The following is an 11,854-nucleotide window of genomic DNA, read 5'->3' on the forward strand; positions in this document are numbered from 1 at the left end:
TCATCACTCAAAAATAAAGAGTGCTAAATTCAATGAAAATTAACCATAAAGGATGAACAAATGAATTTTCAACCATTAGGAAAACGCGTTCTAGTTGAGCGTGTGGAAGAGACCAAAACCACAGCTTCAGGCATCATTATACCTGATAATGCTAAAGAGAAACCTTTAAGTGGTGAAGTAAAAGCAATAGGTGCTGAGGTGGAAGGTATAAAAGTTGGCGATAAAGTTGTATTCGCAAAGTATGCAGGAACCGAGATAAATTTAGATGATAAGGCATACCTTGTACTAAATACTGATGATGTTTTAGGTATAATTAAATAAATTAATAATTAAGGAAAGACAAATGGCAAAAGAAATTTTTTATTCAGATGATGCTAGAAATAAGCTATATGAAGGTGTTCGCAAACTAAATGATGCTGTTAAAGTTACGATGGGACCACGCGGTAGAAATGTGCTTATTCAAAAAAGCTTTGGTGCTCCAACTATCACAAAAGATGGCGTGAGTGTAGCTAAAGAGGTAGAACTAAAAGATACGATAGAAAATATGGGTGCAAACCTAGTTCGTGAAGTAGCTAGTAAGACAAACGACCAAGCAGGCGATGGCACTACTACTGCAACAGTTTTAGCTCATGCTATATTTAAAGAAGGGCTTAGAAACGTTACTGCTGGAGCAAATCCAATAGAGATAAAACGTGGTATGGATAAAGAGGTGGCAGCACTTGTTGAAGAGCTAAAAAATATCTCTAAAAAAGTATCTGGCTCAAAAGAGATCGCACAAATCGCTACAATATCGGCAAATTCAGACGAAAGTATTGGTAAGCTAATTGCTGATGCGATGGAGAAAGTCGGCAAAGATGGCGTTATAACAGTTGAGGAGGCAAAATCAATACAAGATGAGTTAAATGTAGTTGAGGGTATGCAGTTTGACCGTGGTTATTTAAGCCCATATTTCATCACAAACCCTGAAAAAATGCAAGTTGAGCTAAGCAATCCATTTATATTGCTTTTTGATAAAAAGATTACAAATTTAAAAGATTTATTACCAGTTTTAGAGCAAATTCAAAAGACAGGTAAGCCTCTTTTAATTATCGCAGAGGATATTGAAGGTGAGGCATTAGCGACACTTGTTGTAAATAAACTTCGTGGCGTTTTAAATATCTCAGCTGTTAAAGCACCTGGGTTTGGCGACCGCAGAAAGGCTATGCTTGAAGATATCGCTATCTTAACAGGCGGCGAGGTAATCAGCGAAGAGCTAGGTAGAACGCTTGAGGGTGCTACGATAAATGACTTAGGACAAGCATCAAGCGTTGTGATAGATAAAGATAATACAACTATTGTAAATGGTGCTGGTGAGAAGGCAGCGATAGATGCTAGAATAAATCAGATAAAAGCTCAAATCGCTGAGACTACAAGTGATTATGATAAAGAAAAATTACAAGAGCGTTTAGCTAAGCTAAGTGGTGGTGTTGCAGTTATTAAAGTAGGTGCTGCAACTGAGACTGAGATGAAAGAGAAAAAAGACCGTGTAGATGATGCTTTAAGTGCTACACGTGCAGCCGTAGAAGAGGGTATCGTAGTCGGTGGTGGCTCAGCTCTTATTGTCGCTTCAAAACGTGTGAAACTTGAACTAAAAGGTGATGAGGCGATCGGTGCTGAGATAGTTCGCCGTGCATTGCGTGCACCACTTCGCCAGATCGCTGAAAACGCTGGTTTTGATGCTGGTGTGGTTGCAAATGTGATAGAGACAAGTGATGATACAAATTGCGGCTTTAATGCTATTAATGGAGAGTATGTGAATATGTTTGAAGCAGGTATTATTGATCCTGTTAAAGTTGAGCGTGTAGCACTTCAAAACGCCGTATCTGTGGCTAGTTTATTGCTAACTACAGAGGCTACTATAAGTGAACTAAAAGAGGATAAACCGCTTCCAGCGATGCCTGATATGGGCGGAATGGGCGGCATGGGTGGAATGATGTAGTCCATTTTGTGCTTTAAATTTGACCTACCATTTGGTGGGTCAAACTATTTAAAAATCATTATTAAAATCTCCAAAATATACAAAAATTCAAAAAAGAAAGCGATTTTATTTTAATTATATTTAATTAATTTTCTGTTATTATCATTTAATTATTTTTTATTTTATAGGCTTTTAAATTTATGAAATACGATGAAATTTTTAGAGAGTATGATATACGTGGCATTTTTGAAAAAGATTTAAACGAAACGAGTGTAAAAGCCATTGGTGTTGGACTTGGTCGCAAGATGGTTGAGCTTGGTGTAAAGACGCTAAGTGTGGGCTATGATGCACGTCTTAGTGCTAGTGAGCTTTTTAAATTTTTATTAAGCGGATTAAATAACGTTGGCGGGATAAAAATTTATGATATAGGGTTGTTACCTACGCCTGTGGGATATTTTAGTGTGTATGCTGATTATTTTGACGCGAACATAATGATAACTGGCTCACATAACCCAAAAGAGTATAATGGCTTTAAGATTACTATAAAAAAAGATAGCTTTTTTGGGGTTGATTTGCAAATTTTAAAAGCTACGGTTAATGAAATAATCGTAAGTAAAATGGCTATACCTGATGACATAGAGTGCGAAAAATTTGATATTTTAAGCCATTACGTGGAGTTTTTTGTAAAAGAATTTAAAGCGTTAAGAGAGTATAAAAAGCCATTTGTGATTGATTGTGCTAATGGTGCGGTAGGTGTTTCGCTCATGCCTATTGCTCAAAGACTTGGATTAAACGCTAAGATTTTGTATCCACAGCCTGATGGCAACTTCCCTAACCACCATCCAGACCCAAGCGAAAAAGAGAATTTAAAGGATATTTTTGAGTGTATTAAAAGTGGTGAGTGTGAGCTTGGATTTGGTTTTGATGGGGACGGTGACCGCATAGCTGTCATAACACCAAAACACAATATAAAGGGTGATGAATTAGCCTATTTGTATGCACTAAATATGAAAAATCCACGCGTTTTAGGAGAGGTTAAATGCTCTCAAAATATGTATGACGAGATCGCTAAAATCGGCGAAGTCTTTATGGGTAAAACCGGTCATAGCAACATTAAAAAGATGATGAAAGAGCTAAATGTAGATCTTGCCGCAGAGGTAAGTGGGCATATATTTTTCAAGGAGCGATATTTTGGCTTTGATGATGCACTTTATGCTATGATGAGAGTTCTTGAGCTAGTGCATAAAGGTTTTGATTTAGATGCCGAGCTTGACAAGATGCCACCTGTTTTTAGCACCGATGAGATAAAGATAAAAGTAAGTGAAGAGAGTAAATTTAAGATCGTTGAAGAGCTGAAAAACAGTATAAAAAGTGGTTATCATGAGCTACCAAAAATTTTAAATATCATTGAAATAGACGGTATTCGTATTCAGTTTGAAGAGGGTTGGGCGTTAGTAAGAGCATCAAATACAACGCCAGTTATTGTAACTAGATTTGAGGCAAAAAATGAGAAGTTTTTGCAAGAGTTGCAAAGTAAATTTAAAAATTTATTATGTGCTATAATTAAATGAAAAAACTACTTTTTATAACTGGAACAAGGGCAGATTTTGGTAAGATAAAATCATTTTTAAATTATATTGAAAAAAATGATAATTTTGAACTTCATCTAATAATAACTGGTATGCATATGCTTGAAACATATGGTGGCACATACAGAGAAGTGCTATTGCAAAACTATAAAAACATTTACTTGCTTAATAATCAATTTATAAACGAACCAATGGATTCTGTTATTGGCAATTCAATAAGTGTATTTTCGAGAGTATTTTCCCAAGTTAACCCGGATATGGTTTTTGTTCATGGGGATAGGCTTGAAGCATTGGCCGGTGCTATATGTGCAGCATTTAGTAACCGTTTGATCTGTCATATAGAAGGCGGTGAAGTATCGGGAACGATTGATGAGAGCATAAGGCATGCGATAACTAAATTCGCACATTTTCATCTTGTGGCTAACGATAAAGCAAAAGAGCGTGTGTTAAAAATGGGCGAGAGTGAAGATTCTGTTTTTATTATAGGCTCTGCTGATTTAGATATTATGAGTAATGATGATTTACCAAGCCTAGAGCTTGTAAAACGTATATATGATATAAAGTTTGATGATTATGCTATATCGTTATTTCATCCAGTAACCACAGAAGTTGATTGTATTAAAAACTATGCTAAAGAGTATTTTGACGCACTTAAAATATCAAAACAAAATTATATTGTAATATATCCAAATAATGACAATGGATCGCATTTTATAATAGATGCGATAAATAACATAAAAAGCGATAATATAAAAATTTACCCATCAATTAGATTTGAAAGATTTTTAACATTGCTTAAAAACGCTAAATTTATTATAGGCAATTCAAGTGCTGGAATTAGAGAGGCTCCATTTTATGGTATAGGCACTATCAATGTCGGCACAAGACAGCAAGGGAGATTTAGCTATGAATCTATTATAAATTGTGGATATGATAAGTGTCAGATATTACAAGCAATAAAAAATATAAAAAGTGTGGGTAAATTTAAACCAAGTCCTTATTTTAAAGGTAATAGCAATAGCATTGAAGAATTTAAAAAATTTATAAATAACCATTTGATATGGCAAACTGACATACAAAAAAGGTTTGTTGAGTAATGAAAAATATAGCAATTATACTAGCAAGACAAGGTTCAAAAGGTATTCCTCTTAAAAATTTAGCTAAAGTAGGTGGCTTGTCGTTGCTAGCTAGAGCTATCAAGGCTGCAAAACAAAGCGGTATTTTTTATAAAGTGGTTGTTTCAACTGATGGTGATGAAATAGCACAAGAGGCTATAAAATTTGGTGCAATAGTCGTAAAAAGACCTGCTGAGTTAGCAAGTGATAAAGCTAGTTCTATATCTGCTATGCTACATGTGATAGATGAGTTGGGACTTAAAGATGGCATAGCTACGCTTTTGCAACCAACAAGTCCACTAAGAACCGCTACTCATATAAAACAAGCATATGATATTTTTCTACAAAACGAGTGCAAGAGTGTTATTTCTGTATTAGTGTGCAAACATCATCCTTTTAAAAGCCTTATAAGAGTTGGAGATAAGCTTGAAGCTATTAGAGAAATCAATATGCTTGAGGCTCCACGTCAGAGTTTACCAGTTGCTTATCAACCAAATGGTGCAATATATATAAACTATATTGATGATTTAATAAAACATAAAAGGTTTTTTATTGAGCCTATTGAAATTTATGATATGGACGAATTAAGTTCTGTAGATATAGATAGCAAAGATGACTTAGTATACGCAGATAAAATTATTAAAGAGCTTGAAAATGAAGAACAATATAATTCAAGTTGTTAAGCCAGAGCTTAATTTTGACTTGCTTAGCCCAGAGACTAGAGATGATGGTATTAGTGGTTTTATTAGATGTAAAAATGAAGGTGAATACTTAGAGCAAGTAATAGATAGCTGGATAGATATAGTTGATGAACTTGTTATAGTATATAACGACTGTAGTGATAATACACAAGAGATAATACAAAAAGCTCTTCAAAGATATGACAATAAAATAAAAGCTTTTCATTATTTACCAAAGGTTTGGTCACAAGGTAGTGATAAATACAAGCTACTTGATGCTAATGATTATGGAAGTTTAGTAAATTATTACAATTTTTCACTAATGCAAACAACTAAGAAATGGGCAGTTAAAATAGATGGTGATATAATATTAATACCTGATAGAATAAAGCAGATAAGAGAAATTTATAATAAGATTAGCGATAATGAGTTTTTAAAGCTTGGCGGTGTAAATATTATTATGCAAAATAATAATATATTTTGTCTATCTGAGAGCTTGTTTTGCGGTATAGGTGGAGATTTGTGCTTGTTTAGAGTTGATAAGCAAACGTATTTTACAAAAGACTACACTTGCGAAAAGCTTAAAATGCCTATTTCATATAAAGCTTTTAGAGTGGATAATAATAGTATAGAAAATAGCTTAATATCATACTATCATATGAAATTTCAAAAGAGTGATTTTGGATTGGGGGTATATGATTTTAAAAATAATAAAAATACAAATTACTATCCTAAGACGTGGATATTTATACATTTTAGTAAGCTTATCCCACTTAGTAAAGTTTGTAGAAAATTTAAACTTAATATCCAAGACCCAAGAGATTTTATAAAATTTAATATTAATTATGTTGATTATAAGCAGAATTTTATAGCCTATTTAAGTGCTATGGGGGGGGGCAGTGCCTTATCTGTGTGGCTTAAGGAGATTTATTTATATGTTAAAATTAAAATTAATAAAATTTATAAAAAAACGAGAGAAATAATAAAATGAAACATAATAAATTTAATATAGGCTCTAGAGTGGTTGGCTATGATTATGAACCACTTATAATCTGTGAAATAGGTATAAATCACAATGGATCACTAAAAACTGCTTTTGAAATGGTAGATGCTGCAAAGAGGGCAGGGGCAGAGATTATTAAACATCAAACGCATATAATAGAAGATGAGATGAGCGACGAAGCAAAAAGTGTTATACCCGGAAACTCTGATAAATCAATATATGAGATAATGAATAGCTGTGCATTAAGCGAGGCTGACGAGATAGCTTTGCAAAAGTATGTTGAATCGCAAGGTATGATCTTTATCTCTACACCATTTTCTCGTGCAGCAGCACTACGTCTTAAAAAAATGGATATACCAGCCTATAAGATCGGCTCTGGAGAGTGCAATAACTACCCTTTGATAAAATTAGTTGCATCATTTAAAAAGCCTATTATCCTTTCAACTGGAATGAATAGTATAGCTAGTATTAAAAAGTCTGTTGATATTATACGTGCAGCTGGTGTTCCGTATGCATTGCTTCATTGCACTAATGTATATCCAACTAGATATGAAGATGTTAGATTAGGTGCGATGTGTGAGCTGGCACAAAATTTTAAAGATGCTGTTATCGGGCTTTCTGACCATACTACAGATAATCTTTCTTGTTTGGGGGCAGTAGCACTCGGTGCTTCTATATTGGAACGTCATTTTACCGATACTATGGATAGGGTTGGCCCGGATATAGTTTGCTCTATGGACGAGAAGGCTCTTTGTGAATTAAAAAATGGAGCTAAAGCATTAAAACTAATGCGTGGTGGTAGTAAAGATACATTAGTTGATGGTGAAAAACCTACAAAAGACTTTGCTTTCGCTTCCGTTGTGGCTGATGCTGATATAAGGATTGGCGAAGTCTTGAGCGAGAATAATTTATGGGTAAAACGCCCAGCAAATGGCGATTTTAGTGCAGATGATTATGAAATGTTAATCGGTAAAGTAGCTAAAAATAATATTAAGAAAAACGCACAGATTAAAAAAAGCGATATCTTTTAATGATGGTTGTTAAAGATAGTGCTATATATGTTGCAGGAAATATATTAGTAAATATCCCTACATTTTTGTTGATGCCATATCTTAGTAGAAAGCTTGGTGTTGATGGTTTTGGTGAGATTGCATACTACAATATATATTTGATATTATTTGGCATTATTGTTGGCTTTTCTCAAGATGGTGCGGTTGCAAGATATTATTATTTTTATGGAAAAAGAAATTTAAAAAATTTAGCCCTTGCAGGACATACATACTCTTTTATCGCATCTTTTTTTATATTTATTGTTGCTTATTTTTTAAATTTAAAGATTATTATGATAATTGCCATAATTACTTTTATTCAAGTTATTATAGCGGTGCAGTTATCACTATTTCAGTGTCAAAGACAACCTATATTATATATAAGTACACAGTTATTTTCTTGCATTATGACTTGTGTTTTAACTATATTGATACTTGAAAATATTGATAAAAATTTGATTGAAAATAGATTTTTGGCACTTTTTTTTGGTAATTTAATAACAGTGTTTTTTTCATATATTTTTTTTAAAAGACAAAAGTTTAAATTAAGATTAAATTTTTTGAATTACAAGTTATGTTTTGGGTATATATATTCTTTCGGTGCTCCATTACTACTTCATCATTTAAGCGGATTTTTAAAGGGACAATTTGATAGAGTGCTTATATATGATACATACGATACATCTGCACTTGGTGTTTATGCCGCTGGTTTTTCACTAGCTTCAGTTTTTATGCTTATTATCCAGTCTATTAATAAAGCAACTATACCATATCTATTTAATGCCTTAAAAAACAACACAATAAATGGTCAAGACATTAGGAGATATGCTATCTTATCGCTAATTATTAGTCCTGTTGCAGGAGCCATTTCATATGCTATACCAGAGAGTTTATTTGTATTTTTTTTAGGAAAAGGCTTTGTTGGAACACATTATTATTTTTGTATGTTTATACTTGGTATTGGGTTTGTGCCATCATATCTTTTGCTTGTAAATTTTCTGTTTTATCATGCTAAGAACAAACAAATATCATATTGTTCAGTTATTTCTACATTTATATATGTTATGATTTTATATATTGCGAGTTTAAAAGGGATAAAATATATGCCTATTGCAATGGTGGTATCAAATTTTATTATTATACCGATACTGTATTTCCAAACAAAGAAGATAAGATGAATTTAGTTATTTGCACTACATCGCTTCAAATTCTTATAGCACAAAAAATAATAGAAAAATATCACAATGAGCCATTTGAGCTTTGCGTTATAAAAATAAGTTCAGATAGTAAAATAGAGCACTATATAAAAAGAATAGAGAAGATGGCATGTAAGAAATATGTGATAAAGCATAATCAGTATGGGTTGCATTGGTTATTTTTGTTGTGCTGCAAAATAATCTGGATTTTTAGATTTAAAAAATATGATGATGTTTTTTTTGCTAAATTTGATGAGATATTTGATGTTTTGTTTGGAGCTATCAAATTTAAACGCCTATTTTCGTTTGATGATGGTGCAGATAGCATAACAAAATCTGCTAAATTTAATAAAACCAGGCATTATAGGGGGCGGTTTTTACTAGAAGTATTTAGATTGATTTTTAGACCAAAACCCATTAATAAAAATGATGTCTTAATGCATTATACTATATTTGATAATTTCACAGATGATGTTTTAAGCCATAAACGCATAAAGCTTTTTGAATTTAATTTACCAAATAGCAGCCATAAGAATAAAGAGATAAGACTATTTATAGGGCAACCCATATTTGAAGGTAAGCTTGAGCAAAATAAAATAGTCCTTGAGGCAGTCTTGGATAAATTTAAGATTGATTACTATCTGCCACACCCAAGAGAGGAGTATAGACTAGATAATGTTATATATGTTAATACAAATCTACTTATAGAAGAGTATATTGTAAATGAGTTATTAAATAACCCAGATACTAGCTATACTTTATATGGATTTTTTAGCACAGCACTATTTACATTGTGTGGTATAAACGGCATAAATTTAAAAGCCATAAGAATAAAAGATGACTTGACTTTATTAAAATACAAAGATCTATATGAAAAATTAGAGCAAATTGGTATTGAAGTTTTAGATATAAACGCACATGAACTAAATTTAAAACAAGCGAATGGGAGGTATTGTAAGTATGTCATATAAAATTTCAGTAATAGTTCCGATATATAATGTAGAAAAATATATAAAAAGATGTGCAGTATCGTTGTTTGAGCAAAATTTTGATAGCATAGAGTATATATTTATAGATGATTGTTCACAAGATAATAGTATAAACAATCTAAAAAATGTTATAGAGCTCTATCCAAATAGAAAAAATGATATCAAGATTTTTTATAATTTACATAATCAAGGCGTAAATAAAACAAGAAATGTTGGTTTTAATAATGCATCTGGTAAATACTGCATATGCATAGATTCTGATGATTGGTGTGAGCTAGATATGCTATCAAGTTTGTATAGCGAAGCTATTATTAATGACAGTGATCTTGTGATAAGTGATATGTTTATTGAGTATGCACATAGGCGGTTTTATGAAAAAAATATTTGTAAAAATTTTAATGATAAAACGGAAGTGCTTAAGTCTATGCTAAATCGAGATATAATTTTATCACTTAGCAGTAAGTTAGTAAGAACAGATATTTATAGAACTTGTGTTGTGCCTGATTTTGGTTTTGGTGAAGATAATTTTTATAGTATACAAATAGCCATTAAATCAAATAAAATTTCTTATTTAAACAGAGCTTTTGTGCATTATGATCAAACCACACCGACATCGACAGGAGATAAGAATAAAAGATTTGCTAATATCTTGAAATTTTATCAGGCTACAAATTTATTATTAAAACAAAATAATATAGCAGATGATGTATATGGATACTACTATGCGGGAATTTTGCACCAAATTTTAATTTTTAGCCGTGGAGACATCAACCCTTTTATCAGAGAAAATTTTAAAGAAGCTTTAAATATAAAATATGTTTTTTTGTATTTTAAATCAAGTATATTATTTAAAATGGTATATATTTTACCTTTTATAAGACTTGGTCGCGTATTTGGGTGGATTTTAGATATTACACGTTTTTTAAGAGGTATAAATGATAATAGAAAGTAGATAATAAATTTATGATTAATGTAAAAACATTGATTAATAAGTTGATTTTAAGTAAATATACCATATCTGTTTTTATTGGTTGGCTTTGTAAGATAGTTAGCTTATTGTTAGCTTTTTTAAATATTAGACTAATGTTTGGCATAGTTGGAGTCGAAGGATACGCATTATTTTCTATATTGTCATCGCTAATGGCTTGGTTTATACTCCTTAATCTAGGTATGCCACTTGCTATTCAAAATATTATTGCTAAATATATAGTTAATAATATAGATAGAAAACAATTTTATTCAAATTTGATGTTTCTGATTTTTTTTATACTTTTGTTAAGCATTCCTATAGATTGTGTAGCTTCTTATCTGGTGGCTAAATTTTTAATAAATAAATATCTGGAGCTTATAAGTTTTATAGATATATTTTTGATTTTATATATGTTTATTTTAAATGGATTAATTCAAATTTTATATGCAGTATTATTTGCTGAACGTAGATCTATATATCCAAATATATACCCAGCTATTATCTCTATTTACTCTACAATAGTGTTGATGATTATGCGAAATTTTGATATGGATATTTCTTTTGTTTTTGTGGTATACACATTATCATATTTATTTGTATTTATACTTTCGATATATCAAAGTATCGGCTTTATAAAGCCTAAATACGATAAAAGCATTACATATGAGATATTTTTGTCTTCTAGACAATTTTTTATATTTCTTCTGTTATCTACATGCGTTTTGTGTATTGATTATATAATAGCAGCTAAATTTTTAAACGACGTAGAAATTGTTAAGTACAACTTTGTATCTAAGATATTTAATGTAATACCTACGTTGCATTCAATATTATTAGCGACATCATTTTCTAACATATCAGAATCTTTTCAGTCAAAAAATATAAAGCATATCGTATCAATTTTAAAGCAAAATATTATCATTGGTTTTATCATAACTTTTATCGTAAGTGTAGTCTTTTTAATATTTAATGAATTTATTATAAGCTTACTATCTGGTAGAGACGATCTTCAAATATCATATACTACTATTTATTTGGCTATCGGATATATGATTATTAGAAATTGGTCTGATGCTTTTGGATCTGCACTACAAGCTAGCAATAATATAGCTATTATAAATTATATCATTCCCTTACAAGCACTAATTAATATATTTTTTCAATATGTATTAGTCGATAAATTTGGAATAAATGGTATTTTTATGGCATTATCCATATCTTTTTTAGCGACAGTCTGCATATTTTTGCCGATTACATTGACTAAAAGACTTAATAGTGTGTAGTTTTGATGATACTGTCAATAAAA

11 protein-coding genes are annotated in these 11,854 nt (G+C 31.2%); all 11 read left to right on the forward strand.

Annotated features, from left to right (window positions below; translation table 11 throughout):
• The first annotated feature begins 60 nt into the window (after positions 1-60).
• The 11 genes from groES (at position 61) to KDE13_RS08510 (ending at position 11,831) form a co-directional block, all read left to right on the forward strand.
• Positions 61-321, forward strand: a complete 261-nt coding sequence (groES, locus tag KDE13_RS08460; RefSeq protein WP_212141808.1) for a co-chaperone GroES — start codon at positions 61-63, stop codon at positions 319-321.
• Positions 322-343: 22 nt separating this feature from the next.
• Positions 344-1,978, forward strand: coding sequence for a chaperonin GroEL (gene groL / locus KDE13_RS08465; protein ID WP_212140439.1), 1,635 nt, complete (start codon positions 344-346; stop codon positions 1,976-1,978).
• Positions 1,979-2,157: 179 nt separating this feature from the next.
• The gene (locus KDE13_RS08470) at positions 2,158-3,528 is read left to right on the forward strand and encodes a phosphomannomutase/phosphoglucomutase (RefSeq protein ID WP_212143561.1); all 1,371 of its coding nucleotides are present in this window, start codon (positions 2,158-2,160) and stop codon (positions 3,526-3,528) included.
• A complete protein-coding gene (gene neuC / locus KDE13_RS08475) occupies positions 3,525-4,643 on the forward strand; it encodes a UDP-N-acetylglucosamine 2-epimerase (RefSeq protein WP_212143563.1) in 1,119 nt (372 codons plus the stop codon). The genes KDE13_RS08470 and neuC overlap by 4 nt, the downstream gene beginning before the upstream one ends.
• Positions 4,643-5,344, forward strand: a complete 702-nt coding sequence (locus tag KDE13_RS08480) for an acylneuraminate cytidylyltransferase family protein (protein WP_212140442.1) — start codon at positions 4,643-4,645, stop codon at positions 5,342-5,344. Before neuC ends, KDE13_RS08480 begins: the two co-directional genes overlap by 1 nt.
• Positions 5,316-6,332: a glycosyltransferase gene (locus tag KDE13_RS08485; protein WP_212143565.1), complete on the forward strand. Its 1,017-nt coding sequence runs from the start codon at positions 5,316-5,318 to the stop codon at positions 6,330-6,332. Before KDE13_RS08480 ends, KDE13_RS08485 begins: the two co-directional genes overlap by 29 nt.
• Positions 6,329-7,375 carry an N-acetylneuraminate synthase family protein gene (locus KDE13_RS08490; RefSeq protein WP_212143567.1) on the forward strand — a complete coding sequence of 349 codons (1,047 nt, stop codon included), beginning with the start codon at positions 6,329-6,331 and terminating at the stop codon, positions 7,373-7,375. The genes KDE13_RS08485 and KDE13_RS08490 overlap by 4 nt, the downstream gene beginning before the upstream one ends.
• Complete coding sequence (locus KDE13_RS08495; protein ID WP_212143569.1) at positions 7,375-8,571, forward strand: oligosaccharide flippase family protein; 1,197 nt, start codon at positions 7,375-7,377, stop codon at positions 8,569-8,571. The genes KDE13_RS08490 and KDE13_RS08495 overlap by 1 nt, the downstream gene beginning before the upstream one ends.
• Positions 8,568-9,560, forward strand: a complete 993-nt coding sequence (locus tag KDE13_RS08500; protein WP_212143571.1) for a glycosyltransferase family 52 — start codon at positions 8,568-8,570, stop codon at positions 9,558-9,560. The genes KDE13_RS08495 and KDE13_RS08500 overlap by 4 nt, the downstream gene beginning before the upstream one ends.
• Positions 9,532-10,530, forward strand: a complete 999-nt coding sequence (locus tag KDE13_RS08505; RefSeq protein ID WP_212140447.1) for a glycosyltransferase family 2 protein — start codon at positions 9,532-9,534, stop codon at positions 10,528-10,530. The genes KDE13_RS08500 and KDE13_RS08505 overlap by 29 nt, the downstream gene beginning before the upstream one ends.
• A gap of 11 nt (positions 10,531-10,541) precedes the next feature.
• Positions 10,542-11,831, forward strand: coding sequence for an MATE family efflux transporter (locus KDE13_RS08510; protein WP_212141802.1), 1,290 nt, complete (start codon positions 10,542-10,544; stop codon positions 11,829-11,831).
• Positions 11,832-11,854: the final 23 nt, after the last annotated feature.

Origin of the sequence: Campylobacter anatolicus (assembly GCF_018145655.1) — a bacterium.
In the GTDB taxonomy this organism is placed as follows: Bacteria; Campylobacterota; Campylobacteria; order Campylobacterales; family Campylobacteraceae; genus Campylobacter_A; species Campylobacter_A anatolicus.